Annotated in this window: 17 protein-coding genes and 2 tRNA genes; 2 read left to right on the forward strand and 17 right to left on the reverse strand. The window is 41.2% G+C overall.

Annotated features, from left to right (window positions below):
- Window positions 1–467: 467 nt before the first annotated feature.
- The 7 genes from HMPREF1320_RS00345 to HMPREF1320_RS00375 form a co-directional block, all read right to left on the reverse strand.
- Window positions 468–5,942: an alpha-2-macroglobulin family protein gene (locus HMPREF1320_RS00345; RefSeq protein WP_009417049.1), complete on the reverse strand. Its 5,475-nt coding sequence runs from the start codon at window positions 5,940–5,942 to the stop codon at window positions 468–470.
- 151 nt (window positions 5,943–6,093) lie between these two features.
- A complete protein-coding gene (locus HMPREF1320_RS00350; protein ID WP_009417024.1) occupies window positions 6,094–7,752 on the reverse strand; it encodes a DUF6909 family protein in 1,659 nt (552 codons plus the stop codon).
- Window positions 7,742–8,221 (reverse strand): regulatory protein RecX, encoded by a 480-nt coding sequence (locus tag HMPREF1320_RS00355; RefSeq protein ID WP_009417044.1) that lies wholly within the window; start codon window positions 8,219–8,221, stop codon window positions 7,742–7,744. Before HMPREF1320_RS00355 ends, HMPREF1320_RS00350 begins: the two co-directional genes overlap by 11 nt.
- A 116-nt stretch (window positions 8,222–8,337) precedes the next feature.
- Complete coding sequence (locus HMPREF1320_RS00360) at window positions 8,338–8,718, reverse strand: hypothetical protein (RefSeq protein ID WP_009417031.1); 381 nt, start codon at window positions 8,716–8,718, stop codon at window positions 8,338–8,340.
- A 47-nt stretch (window positions 8,719–8,765) separates the two neighbouring features.
- Window positions 8,766–8,836: transfer RNA gene (locus tag HMPREF1320_RS00365), tRNA-Cys, on the reverse strand.
- A gap of 45 nt (window positions 8,837–8,881) precedes the next feature.
- Window positions 8,882–9,247, reverse strand: a complete 366-nt coding sequence (gene folB, locus HMPREF1320_RS00370) for a dihydroneopterin aldolase (RefSeq protein WP_009411038.1) — start codon at window positions 9,245–9,247, stop codon at window positions 8,882–8,884.
- Between the two features lie 17 nt (window positions 9,248–9,264).
- Entirely contained in the window at window positions 9,265–10,215 is a 951-nt protein-coding gene (locus HMPREF1320_RS00375) for a type IX secretion system membrane protein PorP/SprF (RefSeq protein WP_009417025.1), read from the reverse strand.
- 1,076 nt (window positions 10,216–11,291) lie between these two features.
- Here HMPREF1320_RS00375 and HMPREF1320_RS00380 point away from each other — a divergent pair.
- Window positions 11,292–13,361 (forward strand): GDSL-type esterase/lipase family protein, encoded by a 2,070-nt coding sequence (locus tag HMPREF1320_RS00380; protein WP_009417040.1) that lies wholly within the window; start codon window positions 11,292–11,294, stop codon window positions 13,359–13,361.
- Between the two features lie 397 nt (window positions 13,362–13,758).
- On the opposite strand, the gene HMPREF1320_RS00385 is transcribed toward HMPREF1320_RS00380, so the two are convergent.
- The 3 genes from HMPREF1320_RS00385 to HMPREF1320_RS00395 all read right to left on the reverse strand — a co-directional run bounded on the left by HMPREF1320_RS00385 (window position 13,759) and on the right by HMPREF1320_RS00395 (window position 18,606).
- Window positions 13,759–14,841 (reverse strand): OmpA family protein, encoded by a 1,083-nt coding sequence (locus tag HMPREF1320_RS00385; RefSeq protein WP_034553706.1) that lies wholly within the window; start codon window positions 14,839–14,841, stop codon window positions 13,759–13,761.
- A gap of 45 nt (window positions 14,842–14,886) precedes the next feature.
- Window positions 14,887–16,179, reverse strand: coding sequence for a leucine-rich repeat domain-containing protein (locus HMPREF1320_RS00390; RefSeq protein WP_009417035.1), 1,293 nt, complete (start codon window positions 16,177–16,179; stop codon window positions 14,887–14,889).
- Window positions 16,180–17,304: 1,125 nt separating this feature from the next.
- Window positions 17,305–18,606, reverse strand: coding sequence for a hydroxymethylglutaryl-CoA reductase, degradative (locus tag HMPREF1320_RS00395; RefSeq protein ID WP_009417027.1), 1,302 nt, complete (start codon window positions 18,604–18,606; stop codon window positions 17,305–17,307).
- 131 nt (window positions 18,607–18,737) lie between these two features.
- Between HMPREF1320_RS00395 and HMPREF1320_RS00400 the strand changes: the two genes are divergently transcribed.
- Window positions 18,738–19,412, forward strand: coding sequence for a porin family protein (locus HMPREF1320_RS00400; RefSeq protein ID WP_034553707.1), 675 nt, complete (start codon window positions 18,738–18,740; stop codon window positions 19,410–19,412).
- Window positions 19,413–19,518: 106 nt separating this feature from the next.
- Here HMPREF1320_RS00400 and HMPREF1320_RS00405 read toward each other — a convergent pair.
- The 7 genes from HMPREF1320_RS00405 to HMPREF1320_RS00435 all read right to left on the reverse strand — a co-directional run bounded on the left by HMPREF1320_RS00405 (window position 19,519) and on the right by HMPREF1320_RS00435 (window position 22,925).
- Window positions 19,519–19,591 (reverse strand) — tRNA-Phe (locus tag HMPREF1320_RS00405).
- A gap of 175 nt (window positions 19,592–19,766) precedes the next feature.
- Window positions 19,767–20,483 carry a pyridoxine 5'-phosphate synthase gene (locus HMPREF1320_RS00410; RefSeq protein ID WP_009417033.1) on the reverse strand — a complete coding sequence of 239 codons (717 nt, stop codon included), beginning with the start codon at window positions 20,481–20,483 and terminating at the stop codon, window positions 19,767–19,769.
- 12 nt (window positions 20,484–20,495) lie between these two features.
- The gene (locus HMPREF1320_RS00415) at window positions 20,496–20,996 is read right to left on the reverse strand and encodes a hypothetical protein (protein ID WP_009417051.1); all 501 of its coding nucleotides are present in this window, start codon (window positions 20,994–20,996) and stop codon (window positions 20,496–20,498) included.
- Between the two features lie 12 nt (window positions 20,997–21,008).
- Window positions 21,009–21,248, reverse strand: coding sequence for a NifU family protein (locus tag HMPREF1320_RS00420; protein ID WP_009417048.1), 240 nt, complete (start codon window positions 21,246–21,248; stop codon window positions 21,009–21,011).
- Between the two features lie 36 nt (window positions 21,249–21,284).
- Window positions 21,285–21,620: a type II toxin-antitoxin system RelE/ParE family toxin gene (locus HMPREF1320_RS00425; RefSeq protein ID WP_034553709.1), complete on the reverse strand. Its 336-nt coding sequence runs from the start codon at window positions 21,618–21,620 to the stop codon at window positions 21,285–21,287.
- A complete protein-coding gene (locus HMPREF1320_RS00430) occupies window positions 21,596–21,784 on the reverse strand; it encodes a hypothetical protein (RefSeq protein ID WP_009417029.1) in 189 nt (62 codons plus the stop codon). The genes HMPREF1320_RS00425 and HMPREF1320_RS00430 overlap by 25 nt, the downstream gene beginning before the upstream one ends.
- A 19-nt stretch (window positions 21,785–21,803) precedes the next feature.
- Window positions 21,804–22,925, reverse strand: coding sequence for an Mrp/NBP35 family ATP-binding protein (locus tag HMPREF1320_RS00435; RefSeq protein WP_009417036.1), 1,122 nt, complete (start codon window positions 22,923–22,925; stop codon window positions 21,804–21,806).
- Window positions 22,926–23,170 lie beyond the last annotated feature (245 nt).

The following is a 23,170-nucleotide window of genomic DNA, read 5'->3' on the forward strand; positions in this document are numbered from 1 at the left end:
CCCCTTTCTTTCGCCTCGAAACCCCGTTTTTAACATTTTTTGTATCGCTGTATTATATTATTAATCAATTATTTATACACCCTTCCTATACCAATCGTCCAAGATTCGTATAAGCTTCCTATAAGCTCTCTATAAGCTAACCCCACCCATCTTACAACCTTTTTTTACCAAAATCCCTCTCAACTCTCTTCCGAATTTCTCCGATATCTTCTGAAACCCTCAACCCTTCCCCATTTGCTAATTTTTCCCCGCCTGCCGTGCTATGATTGCCCGCCGTGCTACGGTTGCCTGCCGTGCTACGGTTGCCGTGTTACGACCTCGCACCTCCGAGCTTCTCAGAAATCTTTCAAATAAAAAACTGCCCACATTACTGCAGGCAGTTTCTATATCACATCTCATTTGTTAATTTCCTAATTCCCTCATTTTCTCATTTTCTCATTTTCTCATTTTCTCATTTTCTCATTCTCTCATTTTCTAATTACCTCCACCCATTTACCATTGGTACGGGTATTGTAGCGGTTGCTGTACATTGCCTCAGCATAAGTACCTGGCAGATAATAGTGTCCCGCATACGAAGCATTCAGCTTGAGCTTGATATACTTCGTTTGTTTGGCTTTCAGCGACAAGTAGAAATTCGCACGGTCGTCACGGAAATCAGTGTAGTCTATATAGCCGTTGTCATCACCTTCATCATAGTCAGTAAAGCGGGTGTTTACAATCTCCCAGCCCGAAGGGATAATTTGGGTGAGTGCTACATTGTCTACTCTCTCCCCTGTGAGGTTTGTAATCTCAATAGTAGCTACAAACTGAGTGCTTTGGCGTAGATTGGTCACATCAAGTGTGTGTCCGTTGTTATCGCGGTAAGTCGTGTTGAGCGAAAGACCGTTTTGCATAGCGAGCTCTTTGCCTACAGGTAATATACCGCTGGTAACGAGGCGTACATAGAGGGTTTGGTTGCCGTTGTTCTTCACTTGTAAAGTCTCATTGCCTTTGGCTGCAAGCGTCTTCTGTAGTATTGGCTCGGTAGATTTTAAGTTTTCGGTTTTACCACCCAAAGTATAACTAGCTGCTATATTTCTACCGCTCTTGTTCTTTTGTACGTATTTTGCCATTGCATAAAGTGAATAGGCTGTAGTTTGCGTGCTGAGCCAATCGTTAGTCGAAAGCTTTTCGGCAATCTCCAATGCCCAGCGTCCTGCATCTTCTTTCCTACCGATAAGCAAAGCGGTTTCCATTGCCATTGCTTTATTGCGCAACACCGAGCCGTAATAGCTATCGGCATCGTCGTCTATAGCGGTAGTTAGGAAGAGCTTTTCAGCGGTTTGCTTTTGTCCGGCAAGAGCGTAGGCAGCTGCCAAAGTGCGTTTAGCGTTAGGAGTGAGCTCACTGAGTTCACGCAAGCGGTTCATAGCGCCTATGTTAGGATTTCCGGCGAGTGCCAAAGTATAGAGGCGATAGGCTTGGGCAAAATCGTTTTGATATTTACCCTCGTAACGCCATTGGCGCGCCTCATTGTTCTGATAGTCGAGCCAACGCTGTTTGCTACCTGAGGGCAATACATAACCTTTCTTCTCGGCTTCTACAAAAAACTGACCTATATACGAGGTTACCCAATCATCGGCATACTTGCCACCTTTCCAGTAGGTAAATCCTCCATTAGAGAGTTGGTTTTCATACAATTTGCTAATGGTAGCACTTACATTGCGGTTCACCTCATCGGCTTTTTCTTTAGAAAGGGTTACAAAGTCAGCTAAGAAAAGTTGAGGAAACGCCCCTGAGGTGAGTTGCTCGCTACAACCGTGCGGATAAGCGATAAGATAACCCAAACGCTGGGTAAGGTTCACCCCTGGGAAGCTCGATACTTCTAATACAGTCTTGGCTTTTTCACCAAAAAGATTGATATTGAGAGAATGCGACTGTCCGCCCTGCAATACGGCGTTTTGTACTACATATGTTACAGGATTAGGGTTGTACACATCCATTTCCACCTCATAAGTCGCTTTTTCCTTACCCGAAGTAGCAATGATTTTCACCTTACCAATACCCGTTTGCGAGGTGGTTTCAAGTTCAAAGTAAGCCATTTGCTCCCCTGTTTTCTCAAAGTGCAACTGTTGGTTGCGTGTGCTTACTACTTTAAACAAACCGTTAGTCTCTACTTGTAGCGATACGTTCTTCACTTGTTTTTCCATAGCAAAAACGGTTACCGGCAACACGATTTTCTCGTTAGGCACTGCTTTGCGTGGTAAGGAACCCAAAATTGATAACGGACTCACCACAGGTATATCTTTTTTCTCAGCACTACCATAGGCATTGCCCTTTACATCGCTGGCTACTACCATCACACGAGCAGAACCCATATAGTTAGGAATTTTCACGGTATGAGTATTGGCTGCCCCTTTTTTTAGTTCAAAAGGACCTCTAAATATCACAAACGGTTTGAAACGGTTTGCTTTCTGTGCATCGGCACCGCCTAAATCTTCATCTCCTCCTATACTGAACGCTTGATTGATAGTACCTCCATAAGCACCTATTACATCATCGTACACGTCCCAAGTCTTTACTCCAAGAGCAGTTTTGCTAAAGAAAGTATTCCAAGGGTTAGGAGTTTTGAAGCGGGTGAGGTTTAGGAGTCCATCTTCTACGATAGCCAAAGTGTATGTCATCGGTTTACCCGATTTCTCACTTACTTTTATCTGTACCTTTTGGTTAGGTATCAATCGGTCGGGCATTTGGATTATAGGATTGAGGACGGTATTCTTGTCTACCACCTTCACCGGTATCACCCCATAGAGGCGTATAGGCGCATCATTGAGCGTTTTGTTGTGAGGTTGCAAGAGGGTAACGTAAAAATACATATTAGGCGTCATTTTATTGGTGATAGGTACCTCAAAAGTAGTTTCTTTATTAGCGGTCTCTACCCAGTGAGTTTCGAGTACATCGTTCCCGTTTTCTACCGAGATGAGCGCGCGACCGCCTTTGTCTGACGGGAAACTAATCTTAGCTTTTTCACCTACGCTGTATTCTTTTTTGTTAGTACCCAAAGCGAGCATTACCGCTTCACTACCTTCACTGCCACGCGATTTGCCAGTCCAGTCACCCCAATCAAAATAAGCAGTCGTGCCACACTTATGACCGCTTTGGTCATCAGTGAGCATAATAAAATAGCGACCCCAGTCGGCATCCGGAATATTGAGTGTAAAACGTGCTTTACCACTGCTGTCGGTAGTGATGTTTTTAGTGGTGTAAATAGCATTGCTACTACTGCTATTATAGGTAGAGATATTCTGGTTCGAAGCGTCCCACCACCAGTTCCAGCCTACTTTATACACGGTTACCGACACATCTTTATGGCTGAGTGGTTTGCCTTCTTCGCTGAGTACTACTGCATCGAAAGTGTGGTTTTGTTGGGTGTTGTAATAATCGTATTTGTTGGTTTCGGGCAAGCGTAAACCTACATACTCACTATAAGGTGAAAAAGAGGCGGTACTCACATCGGTACTGAAATCGCCACCACTTTCGTTGGCTTGGGTGAGGAAGTTCACTTTTAGCATACCAGGAGCATCTAAGTCGTTCGTTCTGAAGTAGAAATTCGCATTCCCGTTGCTATCGGTACGCCCTTCAAATACGTTCATCTCTTCGCTCTCAAACTGATAAGCGCGATTGTTGAACACGTATTTTTCATAACCTTTGAAGGCAGTTTCTAAGGGGTAGAACTTCGCTTTCACGCTCACACCTGTATTACCTGCTGGAGAGCCGTGTAACCACAACACTTGCAAGCGCACATTGTCGCCTTTTTGACTGATAAGTTTACCGTTGAGGTTGTTCTCTATCTTCAAGCGGTTAGGCTTAATGGTTTCAATCTTGATGCGTTTGCTGAATTTTGTAGCCCCTGCCGAGATACTCACATTCCAGTTGCCCGTAGGCGCATCGGAGTTGGTTTTCAGTCCAAATACATACTGGTTGGTAGGGTTGCTACTCTGCATACGCTCGGCTATCACCTTTCCATAAGGGTCAGTAAAGCGCAGTTTGATAGGCAGTTTTTCAGGGGTCTTTTGGGCAAAGTCGTTCAATATAAAGCCCACATAAATGCTATCACCGGGTCGCCATACGCCGCGTTCGGTATAGATAAAACCGTTGAGCCCTTTCTGTAAGCGCATACCATCTACATCGTATTTGCTTACCGACTGTGGTGCGCCGTCGTCTAACTTCACATAAGTAGTGAATTTGTCTTTTTTCACTTTGGCAAAGTAAGCACGGCTACTGAGATTTAACCGTAGTATTCCCTTACTATCGGTTTTGCCTTCTTGTATTTTCTGCTGTTGGTAGCTGAAAACCTCTACTATTGCTCCAACTACTGGTTTGGTAGTGAGCAAGTCGTTTACTACTATGGTAAAGTTGTTCGTTTGTCCTTTTTTTACAATCACTCCAAGGTCGGAAGCAAGCACATTGGTACCCACCGTTCTGCCGTAGTAATAATTGTCTTTACAAGGACTATCCTCGTCTTCTTCCCAATAGAATTCTTCGTCGTAATCATAGTATTGAGAGTAGGTTACATCGTCGTCATTTAATGGTTTTTGTTCAAACGAAAGGTCAAGAGGTTCTTCGTTTTTAGCACCACAAGCGTAGAGTGAATAGTTTTTGGTCATTCCTAATTCTACTCGGTAAATTGCCCCTGGTTCGGGTGTAATCACCGAAGCAAGGTCGAGCGAATAAGTGTTCCACTCGTTCAGCGGATAGAGCGCGCTGTCGTTCAGTTTGAGTACTTTTCGTGCAATAGGTTTGCCTACACGCTGTATGTACGAGCCTCCGCCCAAATCGTTATCTTGCAAAAACTGAAAGATATTGTTCTCGAAAATGCGGTATACTGTTACATTCACCGCGCGCAAGTTGATAGTTTGGAAGTTGATTTTCAAATTCTGTGAGCTCGGTAGGATAGTACCGCTCTTAAGGAAGCGAATATCGGGTTTTTGCTGTAAAAATTTGATGTCAAAAGTTGCTTCTTTTTCCAATCGGTCGCCATAGATATTCTTGATACCTTTAGAAACGTACACCTTGTAATCGCCCTCTTTTTGTTCCTCGCGGAAGACTTTCACTACGTTGCCGTTTACGCTGTATTTCAGTGCAGTATTGGTATTGCTGAGGCTTATGAGTCCCGTAAAATCTTGTTCTTTTTCTAAGGGGTCAGAAAAGTTTACACTGAAAGCCTGGTTGGCACCGTCGGTTTTAGCGTTCAGTGCCTTGAATACCCCCTTTTGCGGAATAGTATAAGAGAAAGGTATGAGGTTTTCTTTAGGTATATCTTTAACGTCCCATTTTATTTGAAGAGTTTGTTCTTTGTTGAGACGAGGCAAGCTGTCGAAGATAATTACAAACTTGTTATTAGTGCCTTGCGACTGGAACTTCACGCCTACTTTCTTCCCATCAAGAGTCGCTTTTAAAATCTCTTTAGCGGTTTCGTAAGGTATTTGGTCATTAGCCAAAAGTTCAGCGCTAAGAAAATAATAATCACGGTTGTACGACTGTAACTCGTTTGACCTTACTCGAAAGGCTTGTTGAAAAGTTTTCACTGTAAAGTTGAAAATCTCCAATTCCTTTTTTGGTACTGCATAGAGCTTCTTTACGTGAAACGACACGCGGTACTCTGTGTTTTGAGCCAAAGGTTTTTCAGGCATAAACTCTACAAGTGTAGGGTTTACGCACACCACTTTTCCTTTCACCTTAGGCGAAATTTCAAAGAGGTTAAGGTCGTTCACCTTGTCCATTTTGTCTTGCGACAAAGGTTCGTTCAGTAGTATTTTTATTCCTGAGTGAGCAGAGATAAGCCCTGAGGTATACCCTGAAATATAATCTTTAAAAGCTAGTGGGTCGCTGTTGAAATTTACATTCTTCTTACAAGCGATAGCGACCAACAACGCTATCAGTACAAAGCTTATTTTTTTCATATTTTGATGACACTAATATTTTAAGGTACAAAGGTAGGAATTAATTATCAAATTAGCAAATGCTTTCTGAAAAAGCGTACCCTCTAAAAATAATACTTGTGTCGTTCACTTTAATTGCTTGTACTGTTACGACTGTTTGTGTGACTTGTACTTAATTAAAAATCTGCTCTAATATTTTAAAGGTGATGAGGTAGGTAGGCTTTACTCCCGTAGTGCCCAAGCCTCCTGAGGCAAGAGTGCTACCAGTTTCCAAAGGATTGTCGGAAGCGTAGTAGGCATAACGCACTTTCACATCTTCACGTATGCTCTTGCGTATTTTTGATGCCGACTGTATGGCTTTTTGGTAATGTACACCTTCCATCTCCAAGCCTACTGCATTCCACGTAGAGTGTAGGAAGAATTTTAATATATCTTTGTTTTGTAGCGAAGTTCCCAGCACAGTAATCATAGAGCCCTCAAACACTTTCAGTCCATTACCTTCAAAGTCGGCTTTGGTAAATTCGTTGTGGAAAGGATAGTTATCTGCTGTACCTTCAAAGATGTGTGCAGTAGGAATCATTAGGTCTCCTTTCTCGCCTTCCAAGATGCCTGCCTTACCCATAATTGAGATAGAAAGTACGTCTAAGAAATAGGTCTTGCCTCCTTTGTGATAAGGTTTTAGGAGTTCATCTATGGTCTCAAAGGCTTGTTCACCAAAAGCGTAGTCCATTACAAATATCACAGGTTTTTCTCCCTTCTCAAGGTGATGTACTTCGTATGGTGTATCTGTAAAGTCTATTTTCGCAGTGTCAAACAGTTGCACATCGATGTTCGTGCCAGAAGTATCGTCTACCGAAATCATTCCGTGTTTATGAGCGTATTCCTTCACTTTTTTGCGCAGAGGTTCACTTTCGGGCAGACTTAGGAGCTCGAAGAGTTCTATACGTGAGTTTACTTCCACTTCTTTGGCAAGTGCTTTTTCAGCAAACAAGCTGTTCATCACGCTGTGCATATTGGCACTGATGATGTGTAACGGGCGTTCTAAGAGTCCATTTTTTAGTAATATATGCTTGATGTGTTCCGCCCATATCTCTCCGTGCAGGTGATGCCCGATACGCTCGCGCAATACAGTGCTAAACGTAATAGTGCGCTTATCGTCGTTCACGCGTTCGTTCAGAGCGAGCTTGCCTAACCAGTAAATAATGTGGATAAAGCGGTCGGGTAGGGTAGGAGTAGCTAAGGCTTTGTAAGCCCCAAGCACTTCTTCAAAAGTGCGCCCCAAGAGGTTGCCTATGTGTATAAAGGTAGCCTCACGCTCGGCAAGGGTGAGTTTATTCTTTTGTATATTGGCTTCTAATTTTGCCCAATCGTGCGAAATTTTATTGTCGTCTAACAGAATGCGGTCAGCGATTTTGTGTGACTCTATAAATAGGAAAGTAAGGTGCGTAAGCACGTCGTAAATATCCGAGCGACCACGAGTGATTTCAATATTCATCTGCTCAGGGTCTATACGGTAACAATTGCGGCGACGCTTCGGTGGGATAATAGGCTTGAAGTGCGATTGGCGGTATCCCTCATCAGCAATTAGGTTGATGTATTTACACTGCTCAATCCCTTCCGGCAGACGGTCAAGTACGTAAATAAGCCCGTTCAGTTCCGATTTGCTCTCAGCAATACTGCCATAGATTTCTGGGCGCAATACCAGTAGCGATTCGCGTAGTGCCTCGCCCGAGATACCCATAGGTTTATAGAAACCCCTTGAAAAGAGGTGTCTCATCGTTACATACATACGCTCTATAGCGTTCGTGGATTCTTGTGCTCTACTTTTCATATAATTCTTCTACTTTCTCATAAACTAAATCCGGCTCCCAACCGCGGTACAGTAGGTAGTTTGTCAGTTTAGCTTTAGCTTTATAAGGGTTCTTTTCTTTAATGGTAGCTTGTTTTTTTTCAGCCACTATTTCAAAAGTATCTATGTATTCTTCTTCGTCAATTTCTTCTAAGCCAACTTCAATATTGTAATCCGAAAGCCCTCTGGTTTTTAGTTCCCGCTCTATGCGCACACGTCCCCATTTTTTGATGCGAAACTTACCACGGGCAAAGCTTTTAGCAAAGCGCTCTTCGTTTAGGAAGTCGTTCTGTATCAGGTGTACCACTATATCATCAATAGCCAAAGGTATCATACCCATCGCGCGCAGTTTCGCTATTACCTCGCGGTGGCAACGCTCTTGGTAAGCACAATAGGCTTCCAATCGCTCTTTTGCCTCTTGTACGGTATAGGTCTTTGCAGTAGCTTCCATTATATTTTGTAATTAGGCAAAGATACAAGAAAAGCTACCAATACGGTAGCTTTCTTTTAATAATAACTTCTTTACATTCTTTTACTAACTTAATTATGCGGGAATTAGAGCTGTGATTAGAATATAGTTGCTAAATCTTTTTTGTACTTAGCGAGTAAAGCTCTTGTTATACCATAGTTTGCTTTGGTTGAGTCTACTACTAAATAAATGAAATAACTACCATTTGCTGACACATCAATAATGTGATTTTGGTCAGAGAGAACAATAATAATCTCATCTATTTTTTCCTTAGAAGCCAATCCTAATGCTTGAAGCGCATTTTGTTTAGCTTTTATTACCTCTAAGTTATAACCTGCGGCTAAATTAGGATCCAAACTAGGGTCTACTGATTCTGCGCCGTAAGAAACTCCTGAACGTACTTCAGTTACTGAAACGGCGATAAATCCAGGAATGTTGTTTTTTACATCCTGAATGAATTTGTCTAAAACGTTTGTCATCTTTTTGAAATTTTTACTTTGTGGATTAATAAATTACTTAAAAAGTGAGGCATCGAGCGGATTTGAACCGCTGTAAAAGGTTTTGCAGACCTCTGCCTAGCCCCTCGGCCACGATGCCTTTTTAGTTCTTGTAGTATCAGTGCGCAAAGTTACTACCTTTTTTTTAATTAGCAAGTTTTTTCTGTTTTATTTTTACACTCACCGAGGCTACGTCGCCATTAATAGGGGGATTGATTTTTGCAATCTCAAGTGTTATCTTCTGAACCTCAGAAAGTTCTTTGAATATCCTGTCTATAATGCGACCCGCTACGTGCTCTAATAATTCCGACCGTATAGCCATCTCTTCTTTTACAATCCTGTTCAAGTGTACATAGTCTACCGTGTCAGCAAGCCGGTCGCTCTTAATAGCTTTTTCAAGAGGAACTTTCACCTTCACATCCACGCGGTAATCACTCCCTATAATACCCTCTTCAGCAAGGCACCCGTGATTAGCGCGAACGCGTATGTTCTTTAAGATAATATGTTGCATTCTATATTGTTATACTACTATCGCTGTGCACATTTACAGTTACTTACTCCTTGGAATAGGTCAAGACCTAAGGTTACCACGTGAGTACCTGAGTTGTATCTGATAAGTTCGTTTAAGTGGAGTTGGTAAGAGTATGCAAAGTACACCATTCCGCGTTTGAGCCCTGCCATAGGACCAATGTTTAGTGGTTTGAAGATTTGGTCATTTAACGAGCGATAGTTCACCCCTACCCAATAATAATCGTCTAAATCCATCCAGCGGAATTTGAGGTTAAAATCAGTAGTAGAACGCCCGTCGCTTTCGTAGTACTGATAAAGTACTGAAGGCTCTATTTCAAAACGACTGTTCTTGTCTTTTTTATAACGGTATCCTGCGTAAACAAGGTAGTTGCGCAAAGCCTTAGGCTCTTCTTTGTAGAAACGCTCAATATCCTTGTTTAAGATGTTCAAACCCGATAGGTTTACAAACCATCTTTTATAGCGGTAAAGCACTGCTACATCAAAGTTGTGATTCACAGTAAAGCGGTCGTTAGTAACTTGTGGGTCAGGAATATTGTCGAACTTGTCGATGTCAATCCTAAAAGTGTTCAAGGCATACGAAATACCAAATGAAATAAAGTGGTTGTCATAACGGTCAAGTGTAAGATGGTGCGCAAACGTAGCTTTACCCCCCATTTGCTTGGTATTCCCGTTGCGGTCATTATAAAGCATAAGCCCCACGCCACTGCGTTCTCCTAAACGCATATCTCCCGCAAGCGATTGATAATCAGGAGCGCCCTTAACGCCTACCCATTGAGTACCTGCTGAAAGACGTATTCTCACAAAGTCCCCAATACCTGCATAGGTAGGGGCAATAAGAAATTCGCTATCTGCCAAATATTGGTTCATTTGTGGCAAGTTCAGCTCTTGCGAAAGAGCTTTCCCTCCCATAGTGCATAGTGCGAGCATTAACAATACTATTCTTTTCATTGTCGATAAAAATTTACTTAAACTATTTTCTTGCTATAAAATTACTAATTATCTCACAACACCTATATAGTACGTAGCTATAGTGTGCAAAATTTTCAGCAAATATACTCATTATTTTTTTACTGCACTATTTTTTTACAAAAAAAATGTGCATATTTAACACATTTATATTTTTATTAACATTTTTAAAGCTGTTTTTCAGCTTTTTATATTTTTATGTTTTGTGAATAATTAACATATAAAAATAGCCTATTTATACTTTTTTATGAAGATTATAATGCTAAAAATAGCTTTTGATGCGTTTTTTCATATGTGTAAAAAACATCGTATCTTAATGACCCCACCTAAACAATTTTAACGTTTCAAAATGATGAATTTTTTCTATAAACCACAAAACTTCTTCCTCACAGCACCCTAAAATCACCCTTCCGACATTACATTCCCCCTTTGAAGGAGGCTAGGGGGATGTTTTCTCCTATTGTCTATAGCCTAAGACCTTACATTTTCCCTCCTCCGCTGGAGCGAGCTTTTAGCTCGTGCTATCACTACTAATTTTCTAATTTGCTATTTTTTTAATTGTCTCTTCTCCTTTCCGTCGCTATATCCCCCTCTCCTTTGGAGAGGGACGGGGTGAGGATTCTCTTTTCTTTCGCCTCGAAACCCCGTTTTTAACATTTTCATACTCGTTGTATCATATTATGAATCAACTCTTTATATACCCTTTCTATACCAATCGTCCAAGATTCGTATAAGCTTCCTATAAGCTCTCTATAAGCTACCCCCACCCTCCTTACACCCTTTTTTCACCAAAAACCCTCCCTTCCCTCTTCCGAAACCCTCCGTTTCCTTCCGAATCCTCCAGCCCTTCCTCTAACTTGTCCGACCCGTCTGAAAACTCCCACCCGTCCATTCCCTTTGGTGGTATTTCTGGTATTATCGGTATTATTGGCATTTACCTCATTTTCTCATTTTCTAATTTCCTCATTTCCTAATGTTATTTGTATACAACCTAACACTTTTTTTCTTACCTTTGTAGCTTAATATAAAACATTCTTACTTTCTAAGTATACTAACCAATGAAAAAGCAACTTTTCTTTATCACACTCTTACTCCTTACCGTCTTTGCTTGCGCACAAAAAAAGCCTCTTAAAGTGGCGTGCGTAGGCAATAGTATTACCTATGGCTATGGCATTGAAAACCGCGAACAAAACAGCTATCCTTCGGTGCTCCAACGTCAGTTAGGAAAAGGCTATGAGGTGGAGAACTTTGGTCATTCAGGAGCTACTTTGCTCAGCAAAGGACATAAGCCTTACATTCAGCAAGAAGAATACAAAAAAGCACTCGCCTTTGCAGCAGATATTGTGGTCATTCACTTAGGTATTAACGATACCGATCCCCGCAACTGGCCTAACTACCGCGATGATTTCGTAAAAGATTATCTATCTCTCATCGCATCGTTTAAAAAGGCAAACCCCAAAGCGCGTATCCTCATCGCTCGTATGACCCCACTCGCACATCGCCATAAGCGATTCGAATCTGGCACCCGCGATTGGCACGCCGAAATACAACAAGCCATAGAGCGCATCGCCAAGCAAGCGGGCGTCCAACTTATCGACTTCCACGAGCCTCTATATCACTTCCCTCAAATGCTCCCCGATGCGGTACACCCTAATGTTCAAGGGGCGGCTATCTTGGCACAGGTAGTCTACAGTGCCATTACAGGCGATTACGGAGGTTTGCACCTCCCCGCTATCTATTCCGATAATATGGTCTTGCAACACGGTATACCTCTCACCCTGGGCGGTATCGCCAATACAGGTACTAAAATCACTGTGAAGATAGGCAAACAACAACTCACCACTACCGCCGATAGCAATGGCAAATGGCAAGTAACCTTATCGCCACTTACTGCCAAAGAAACCTATACGCTCCAAATTACAGCAGGAAAAGAAAAACGCACCTTTACCAATGTAGTAGCTGGCGAAGTATGGCTTTGCTCAGGGCAATCGAATATGGAGTTTTATATGAACCAAACTTCTACAGGCGAAAAGGATATTCCGCAAGCCGATAATCCTAATATCCGCCTGTTTGATATGAAAGAAAGGTGGCGTACCGACCCCGTAGAATGGAATCCCTCAGTATTAGATTCGCTGAACCATTTACAATATTACCGCCCTGCTCAGTGGCAAGTGTGCTCTCCTAAAACAGTAAGCCATTTTTCTGCGGTAGCTTATTACTTCGGGCGTACTCTCCAAAGAGATTTGGATATGCCTGTGGGTCTCATTTGCAATGCTGTGGGGGGCTCACCTACCGAAGCGTGGATTGACCGTCGTACTTTGGAATACAACTTCCCAAGTATTCTTTATAATTGGCGTGAAAACGATTTTATAATGGATTGGGTGCGCTCTCGTGCTTCCGAGAACATCAAAAAGTCTACGGATAAACTCCAACGTCACCCCTATGAGCCTGCTTATTTATTCGAAGCGGGAATACTCCCTTTAAATCATTATGCTATCAAAGGGGTAATATGGTATCAAGGCGAATCGAATGCGCATAACAAGGACGCTCATAGCAAGTTATTCCCTCTATTGGTGAAGAGTTGGCGCACTGAGTTTCGCGATCCACAAATGCCTTTCTACTACATACAGTTATCTAGTATCAACCGTCCGTCGTGGGGTTGGTTTAGAGACAGTCAACGTCGATTGATGAAAGACATACCACACAGCGGAATGGCAGTATCTTACGACCACGGTCACCCCACCGATGTACACCCAAAGAACAAACAACCCATAGGCGAACGCTTAGCGCAATGGGCTTTGAATGATACTTATGGCAAGACAAATATAATCCCTTCAGGACCTTTGTTCCGTTCAGCGACTTTCAGTGGGAAAGTAGCCACAGTTTCTTTTCAGTATGCACAAGGCTTGCACACCGCCGATGGCAAGACCTTACGCGGTTTTGAACTTTCTGACGGCAATGGTATTTTCTATCCTGCTACCGCCGAAATAGTAGGTGAAGAAGTGAAAGTAACCAGCGACCAAGTCGCTACCCCTAAAACCGTGCGCTACGCTTTTACCCCTGTTACCGACGCCAATTTGGTAAACCAAGCCAACCTCCCGGCTAGTACCTTTACAAGTGAAGAATAATGGTTAGAGGTTAACGATTAGTGATTAGTATAAAGCAATCGCTTTTGTATCCCGTTTCCCCCTCTCTGAGGCAGAACTGGTTTGCAAATTCTGCGTCGCTACACTTTGCTAAAGTTTTGCCTGTGCGGCTCGCACCTCATTTCCTAATTCTCTAATTTTCTGCCCGTGCGGCTCGCACCTACGACTAAATAAGGCTTCCCGATATCTCATCAGGAAGCCTTCATTACTGTATAATTTAAATAGTTGCGGTGAAGAAAAATATCACCTTATGAAAAAAACCTTCTTATTTTTGGTCTTAAAATGATGTTCTTAAAAAACTCCCACAGAGGCTAAAAACAGTTTTTGTGTATCATTGTGATGAAGTTCTATCGCCTATTTCTGTGGGAGACTGCCATTACTACTGATTATCTTTCACTACGTTTATTTCCACCCTACGGTTAATTTCCTTTCCGCGTTCAGTCTCATTGCTCTCAATAGGTCGTGTTTGTCCATAACCTTTGGCGTCGAGGCGTTTTTTGCTTACACCGTGGCGAGAAAGGTATTGCTTAATGGCATCAGCACGGTCTTGTGAGAGTTTGAGATTGTGCTCAGGAGTACCGGTGTTATCAGTATGACCTTCTACTACAAAGTTAAAATCAGGGTTCTCGTTCATAATGATAGCAATGTTATCCAAGATAAACTCAGCTTGTGGTTTCACTACCGATTTATCAGTGTCGAACAAGATAGTCTTAGCATAAAGGTTTATCTGTTTCACCACGCGCTTAGTACGTTCTTCACGTTCTTCGGGAGTTTCTACACGCGTGATAGCTCCTGTTTTGGTTACGCGTTTGCGCTCTTTCTTTACCTTAGGTTCTTTTACCTTGGTGCGTTCTACGTGGTCTACAATAGGATTCTCACGGGCAGTAAGAGGCAATTTAAGCACTACACCAGCACCCCATTGGTAGTAGTCGTGACCGGTTCCACCTCCTACGTTGTAGGCAGTGTTCACATTAGCACCTACTACATCAGTAAACCAGAAGTTCACTCCTACACCAGCAATAAACTTAAACTTGCTCTCGTTATCTACTGAGGCAACGCCTACACCCACTTGTGGATATGGGTCGAGCCAAGGCAATCCGTTCCACAAGCGGTTTAGGTGATAACGACCACGTACATCAAAAGCCCAATAACTCTTCGCATTGGTGAGTTTCGTTTCCTCTACATCGGGGAAGTAATTTTGGTCTTTCTTAATGCTTGCATAAGCAAAACCAGCTTCGGCAGTAATGCCTTTTTTGATATATCGAGCAGCGTTCACGCGGAAGCCCACATTCATATCAGGATACCCGAACCAGTCTTTCACGAAACTTCTTTCAGGTACTTTAAAGTCTACGGTGCTCACGCCCGCTCCTACGAGCCAAGGGCGGTAGTTATCTTGCGCTGATAACACACCTGTGCTAAGGGTTGCTAAGGTAGCAACCATAAGTATTTTTATTCTGTTCATTCTCGTTTTGTTTTAGAAATTAGTTTGTCGCTACACGCGCTTTTCTTACATTCCTTTTATTCCCCCTTTAAAAGCTTGTTCTATCCAAGGGAATTTAAGCTTCCAGTCATTTACATAGGCACTTGGTACATACAATGTTGTATTGTTGTTATAGCCTGTAGGAGCATTCCAAGAGTATGATGTAGAAAAGACCATTTCAATTTGGTTAGGAGTAGTAACGCCTATGCGCACCTCTCTCGTTCCATCAGGGAATATGCTGTATTGTAAACTTTTAAGTTTACTACCAATAATAACTGATTGTATAGGGGTTGACCAGAAAACATTATACTGTATTGATTCTACCTCAGGTAAGTTAATCCTAGAGATTTTTGTACCCCAAAAAGCTCCTTTATATATGTATTTTACTTTATCTGCCACTACAGTTGTTAAGTTTTGAGAATTATAAAAAGCATATTCATCAACAATTTCTACATTGTTAAGGTCTATTTTAGTAATCTTAGCATTCCCGTAAAGGTAATAACCACCACCAGTACTAGTACTGCTACCAGGGTAGACTCTTTTTACTGTATAAGGTACTTTTGGTGGATTTTGCAACATATCAAAACTGCGTTTGGTTACGTACGTATCACTAGAAAGCCCTGTTAATCGGGTGCCATTATTATCAGTTCCCCAGAACTTAGTCACACGTTTAATAGTTACCACACGGTCTTCCGCGTTGGTCTTTTTCAATCTAAAGGTAATAGGGGTTGTCTCATCGTAATGGTTTTTAGCCGTTACTTTTAATAAATTACCTGTTTGCTTAACGGTTACCCTTTCGCCGGCACCATCTGGTTTTAAAGTAGAGTCATCGTAAGTAAAGCCTTCGGGAACCTCTATATCTACATAGTCCTTAGCGTCTTTGGTAGTTTTGTCACCGTCAATATTCTCAATAACAAAATTATTGCCGTCCCAACCTCTGTCACGTTCGCCCACTATTACAGTAAGGGTAGCAGTAATGCCTACGCCATCAGCAGTTTTATCGGTGATACGAATATCGTGACTGCCTGTACTGCCGTCTTCAGCTTCAATAACAAGTGAGGGAGAGGGGTCTGTACTCTTGCTTACACTCAAATAACCCACAGGAACTTCATAAGTGAAGTTATCAGTCGCACCGTCAATAGTAACGGTCCGTTTTTCTTTTTCTTGCATATGGATAGTGTGCGTAGCACCATTGCGGAAGAAAAAGTTGGTCTCGGTGCTAGAACGCGGTTTCTCGCCCACACCGTCATCGGCTTCTGATTTGCATCCTACTAAAGTAAGTGCTGTAAAAGCTACTAATGCAAAGATGTTTTTTCTCATATTTCTTTTCGTTTTTTAGTAAAAATTGAACATTGCAAAGGTAAGGGGGCTGTCAAGTACTTGCCAAACTTTTTAAGATTAATTTAACGCGTTTTACCTCAATGACGTACTAATGACGTAGTTTTTTAACAATTGTTAAGGGAAATTATTTATTCACGTAAAATAAGGGCTCGCAAAGGGTCTTACTCTACGAAAAATCACTTAAAAACTCTCTAAAATTGCATTTGTAACCTATTGTTCTCTAATTATTTATTAAATCTTGTAGTACTTTTGACGTAGTACCCAAAACATACTAAAAAATTACTCTTTTATATAATTCCCATTTTTTCCTCACTTTTCAGCCCTTTTTCCTCTATTTTTCCTCATTTTCTTCCTGTAATTTTTCCTCGTTATTCCTCATTGTTGTTTCACAAGGCGTAACCTTGATACTATTTTTAACGTCAGTTCGATATATACAACATTAATTTACAATCGTCTTTCTGTTACTGCTTCGTGAAAATCCGGCAACGCAGTTGCCAATCCGTGCGCATCACATTTGTCAATTATCAATTGTCAATTGTCAATTGAAAGACTATCCGTGTAATCAGTCCGAGACTTTTAGGTCGCTTGCTATTTATTTATTTGATTTTTAAAGAATTGTAAGATTCCTGTAGTGTAAGCTACACTTTTCTTATATCGAACTCACGTTAGTTATTTTATGTCCGATAAGTCTAAACAGTAGAACGAGAGATATTAGAAGATAGTAGCTCTATAAGTTCGATTAATGTTCAATTATAATTTAATTAATCATCATCGTAGAGCCACTGTAGAGCCACTGTAGAGCCACTGTAGAGCCACTGTAGAGCCACTGTAGAGCCACTGAAAACCCACTGTAGTTTCGTTTGAAGTATATTTAAAGTCCATCAGAATTGGTTTGCATATATTCCTCCTCTCTGAAGAAGTCCGCGAGAACGGAGTATGTAATAGGGGAGAGGTTTCTCCGAGTCTCTCCGAGTTCTTCGAAGTCCTCCAAATCTCCGAAATATTCGAACAATCTGAAATCCCAGCCACCCCTCAACTCCCTAATTTTCTAATTTTCTTATTTTCTAATTTTCTCATTTTCCACCTACCCGTGTGGCTCGCACCTCATTTCCTAATTTTCTTGAGAGCTTCGGCTACTTCGTTATATGTTACGGTTTTATCTTTAAAATAAGAAGAAAGTACGCGCTTCTCCTCTTCGGTAGCCCCTAATTGGTTAAAAATGTTGTTCAAGTGCATTTTCATATGCCCCTTCTGGATTCCCAGACTAATCAGCGAACTTACAGCCGAAAAGTTCTGTGCTAACCCCACACAAGCCACTATTTGCATTAGCTCACGGGCGTTAGGCTTTTCAAGGATTTCAAGAGCCGTTTTTACCAAAGGGTGCAATGTAGTAAGTCCGCCTACGGTGCCCAAAGCCAAAGGGAGTTCAAGGGCAAAGAAGAAAGTATCACCCTCTATCCACGCAGCCGATAAGCTCTTGTACTGCCCGCTACGAGCAGCATAAGCGTGCGCACCAGCTTCTATGGCACGAAAATCATTACCCGTAGCCAAAACTACCGAGTCAATACCGTTCATTATACCTTTGTTGTGAGTGGTAGCACGGTACACATCAGCATTGGCAATAGCGAGAGCTTGCACAAATTTCTTCGCAGCTTCAGCACCTTTTAAGTGGGCAATCTCCAACTCCTCAATAGGGCATTGCACTTTTGCGCGCACCAAACAGTTAGGCACATAGTTTGAAAGTATTGACATTACGATTTCATACTTATCACCGATAGAGGCGTCCTGTTCCGCTTCTTCTCTAAACGTCTGTGCAAAGGATTCTAAGCACGAATTGATGAAGTTCGCACCCATAGCGTCTAAGGTTTCAAAAGTAGCCGAAAGCTGATAATAGTGCGCCAAAGCACCAGTCTTGTCCACTAAGGTAAGAGAAGTAATACCGCCCCCGCGTTTTTCCATATTGGCAGTAATGGGTTGCGCTTTGGCGAGCATCAAGGGTTGTATGTGGTTGAAGAAGTTTTCTAAATTAGTTTTTTCACCGTAGAAGAAGAAATGTACGTGCCCTGTTTTTTCGGTAGAAAGCACTTCGGTATGAAAACCGCCACGGCTTTGCCAGAATTTAGCTGCCCTGCTAGCAGCTGCCACCACCGAACTCTCTTCAATAGCCATAGGTACAGTATAAGTGCGCCCGTTGATGAGGAAGTTAGGTGCTACCGCAAAAGGCAGATAGTAGTTAGAGACTGTATTTTCAATAAACTCGTCGTGCAGTTTTTGAAGGTCAGTATCAGCGTTGTGGTACTTTTCAAAAAAAGATGCAGCATTCTCTATATTAGGGAAATAAGTATCGCAAAGCCAGGCAATCTTTTGGGCTTTGGTAAGTTTAGAAAAACCGTCTATCTGTTTCATCAGTTGTTAAGTATTAGAGTTCAGCTTTTAGTTTGGGAGGCAAAGGTAATAATAATTAATATATTCGCAAGTTTGTTCATTTACAAAATATTTTGTATCTTTGTGCTTTAAATAACAAAAATCAGTATAGAATGAAAAGAACAAAACTATTTTTAGCTGTAATGTTATTCAGCAGTATAGCGATGTTACAGGCACAAGTAAAGCCAGGTTTAGAAGTGAAAATAGGAGGCAATATAGCGGGACTTTATTACGCCGATTCTTCTAATAGTGATAGAACTTTTACCCCAGGTTTTCATACGGGGGCGTTGTTCAGTTTGAACTTCCCTACCGGATTTGCTCTTGAAACAGGTTTAATGCTCAACACCAAAGGGCAAGCCTATGAGTATAAATATAAAGAAGGTAAAGAAAAACAAATCAGTGAGTTGCATTACACTTATGGTTATTTAGAGATGCCTTTTTATGTAGGCTATAAACTTAAACTCAGGAATGTGAAACTCGTTTGGAAAGCAGGTCCTTATGTAGCAGCAGCTTTATGGGGCAATAGTCGTGAAGAATGGGCTTACTACAAGAAAGATAAGTTAAAGGACTATAAAGTAACCAATCGCCATTCCCTCAGCATAGGTAATCGTTCTTCTGATGATTTACGCCCTTTTGATGCAGGATTAAACTTAGCCACAGGCGTAGAAATCAAACGATTTACAGCAGGCATTCAGTACGGTATTGGTTTCAGCGATGTGCTCCCTAACCGTTCTGAAAGTACCTCAAACCAAGTGTTTAGCCTTTCATTAGGATACAGAATATTTTAAATAGGAAAGTATAAAATAAAAAACAAAAGCCTCAGCATTACGCTGAGGCTTTTGCAATTCCTAATCCTTAAAAATATGAAAAATTTCCTCTATGAAGAAGATCTCGTGGTACCTCCAGGAATCGAACCAGGGACACAAGGATTTTCAGTCCTTTGCTCTACCAACTGAGCTAAGGTACCTTCTTTCATTACGGGTGCAAAAGTAATACTATTTTTGAAACTTGCAAAATATTTAGTGATTATTTTCTAAGTTTTTTCACTACTTTTTTTCAATACTTTGACATTCAGAATAATTATTAAAGAGTTTTCGTGTAAAATTCTCTGCTTTTTTAGCTAATGAATCTTTTGTTATTTGCTAATCTGCTAATTTAGCTAAGTACAATTGCACTACATTTTCCAATCCCAAATACAACGCTTCACAAATAAGTGCGTGCCCTATGGATACTTCTAATAGATTAGGGATATTATCTTTGAAGTACTTCACATTGTCGAGACTCAAATCGTGTCCTGCATTGAGTCCTAACCCTACTTTTTGTGCTTCTAAGGCTGCTTTTATATAAGGGGCTATTTGGGTTTTATCACCGCGAGCATACTCACGCGCATACCTCTCAGTATAAAGCTCCACACGGTCAGCTCCTGTGGTAGCGGCAGCCGTTACCATTGCTTCTACCGGGTCTACAAAAAGAGAGGTGCGAATGCCGTTACGCTTAAATTCGGTAACTACTTCGGTTAAGAAACTTTTGTGTTTAACAGTATCCCAACCTGCATTAGAGGTAATAGCATCTTCGGCATCAGGAACAAGAGTTACTTGGGTAGGTTTTACTTGTAACACTAAATCTATAAACTTAGGGATAGGGTTGCCCTCAATATTGTACTCGGTGGTTACTACTTTTAGCAAATCGAAGGCATCTTGGTAGCGGATATGACGTTCATCGGGGCGAGGGTGAATAGTGATACCCTCGGCACCAAACTGTTGTACATCTTTGGCTACTTGTAACAAATCGGGGATATTGCCTCCACGTGCATTGCGCAAGGTGGCAATCTTATTGATGTTTACACTTAGTTTTGTCATTGTTTTTTTGTATTATAAACTGTCTTGAGGTTGAGGTTGTGTCTCTTCCTCTTCTACTTCTTTACGAAGAATAGAATCTTTTTTGGTAGGAGTTGTCCTGTAAGCCTTAGGGTTGTATTTGGGGTCGGAGATGTTAAAGCTGGTAGTATCTTTGTCTTGTTGAGGTTTGATATTGCCTACAAGCACCTTTTTCAGTGAAGCAAGATACTCATCATTACTTTGTATTTTACCTTCTAAGGAATCTACCCTAAAGAGCAGGTTTAAAGTCTCGCGTTTGTTTTCTACGGCAGTATACCCTAAGATATACTGACGCAAAGGAGAATAGATAATCAGCACGGTGGTGAGCGTAATGAGCACAAAGGCAAACAAGGAACCAAACACAAAGATATTAAGACGACTCAAGCGGAAGGAGGTTTTCTCCTCATAAGTACTGTCGTCCATTACTACCAAGCGGTATTTGCTGAGCCACTTGCGTTTCCAATATTCTTTTCTCGATTCTTTATTCGTTGCCATTATACTGATTAGTTATTCCACGCTGATTACCTTTTCTATTTGAGGTACAAACTCTTTGATAGTCATTTCCACTCCGCTTTTAAGTGTGAGTTGGTTTACTGAACAGTTAGTACAAGTACCTTCTAATCGCACTTTTACGATTTTGCCATCTTCGATATCCACTAAAGAAATATCTCCCCCATCGTTTTGCAAATAGGGACGTATCTTATCTAAAGCTTTTATTACTTCTTGTTTAAGTTTTTCTGGGTTCATTAATATTGTTGTTTATTAGTTATAAGAAGTTAGTAATTAATTTAAATTTAATTCATCAGGATCATTCCTATTGTCCCAAAAAACAATAAAGCGAATTTCTTTCTTATCTTCTATGATTTTGTAATAGATAGAGAAATTATGAAGCACTATCACCCTTCTTAATTCTTCTGTTGTATTTTCAATATCATATACTTTCTGTCCTATTCTTGGAGTTTGTTTAAGTAGATTAGCAATCTTTTCTACTTCCGTTTCTATTTTATCACTATAAGACCTTGAGAAGGTCTTTTTCATCCAAAACAATAGAGCATCTAAGTATTGTATTTGTGCTTTGGGCATCCATACAATTCTCAATTCATCATCTTTTGCTCCCATCGGTCTATAACTCTTTTGGCTTCTTTCATAACATCATCGTGGGGTATAAAAATACCCTTCTTTTCATCTTCTAAGCCTTCTTTTATAGCTTTTAGAGCTTCTTTTGATATGTTAGAAAGAGGTAAAACATCTCTTTCTTTAGGTTCTACAATAGGTGTATCCATAATTATTACTTATTAATTGTTACTTACTACTGCACCCTGCCATATTGGTAATCTTGATAGCCTCAGAGGGTGGTAGGGTTTCGTTGCGAGCGACTACATTCTTCACCACTTCTTGTGCTAAGGAGTGGAAGGCTTTTGCTTGCGGACTGCCTTCTTGCAACGCTATGGGTTGCCCTGTATCGCCTGCTTCACGAACGGCTTGTACTAAGGGTATTTCGCCTAAGAAAGACACTTTTAGTTCTCCTGCCAAGTGTTTAGCTCCTTCTTTACCAAAGATATAATACTTGTTGTTTGGCAATTCCTCAGGGGTAAAGTAAGCCATATTTTCTACGATGCCCAACACAGGCACATTAATATTTTCTTGTTCGAACATTGCTACCGCACGACGAGCATCGGCAAGGGCGACAGGCTGTGGAGTGCTCACTACTACTGCCCCTGTGATAGGTAAGGCTTGCATAATGCTCAGGTGAATGTCGCCTGTACCTGGGGGAAGGTCGATGAGGAGAAAATCTAATTCGCCCCAATAAGCCTCGAAAATGAGCTGGTTAAGGGCTTTGGCTGCCATAGGACCTCTCCATATCACTGCTTGATTGGCATTGGTAAAGAACCCTATTGAGAGTATTTTTACCCCGTAGTTTTCGATGGGCTGAATAAACGATTTATCTTCAATAGTTACTGAACGCGGACGCTCGGTGGCTACATCGAACATCATAGGGATAGAGGGACCATATACATCGGCATCGAGTACTCCTACTTTGAAGCCCATTTTGGCAAGTGCTGCTGCTAAGTTGGCTGTAACAGTACTCTTTCCTACGCCTCCTTTGCCTGAGGCAACGGCTATGATATTCTGAATACCTGGAATAGGTTTTCCTTTGATTTCAGTAACTTCGGGGGCGATTACTTTTACATTTACCACTACTTTGGCTTTCTCGTTTACTTCGCCGTGAATGGCTTTCATCACCTCTACTTCGGTGCGTTTTTTGGCTTGCAGACTGGGGTTGTTTATCACTACATCTACTACCACTTCATCACCAAAAACTACTATATTTTGTACAGCACCGCTATCTACCATATTTTTTCCTTCACCAGGAGTGGTAATCTTGCGGAGCGCTTCTAATACGTCTTTTTTTTGAATAATCATCTTTTAGTTATGAGTTAAGAGTTAATGAAAGGTTAATGGTTAAAAGTTTTGCAAAGGTAGAACTTTAAAATGAGAAAAGCAAATTTAAAGAATTGTTTGTAGGGCGAAGAAGCGAAATTAAAGATAAGAGGAAGTATAGCTTGCGTTATAGAAATTAAACAAAAATCAGAATAAAATCAACAGAAATGGTTATAAGGCTTCAACTTTGCCAAAGGTGCGAACCGCACAGGCAAAAACTTTGGCTA

The sequence above is a fragment of the Capnocytophaga sp. oral taxon 335 str. F0486 genome (assembly GCF_000277665.1).
Classification (GTDB): domain Bacteria; phylum Bacteroidota; class Bacteroidia; order Flavobacteriales; family Flavobacteriaceae; genus Capnocytophaga; species Capnocytophaga ochracea.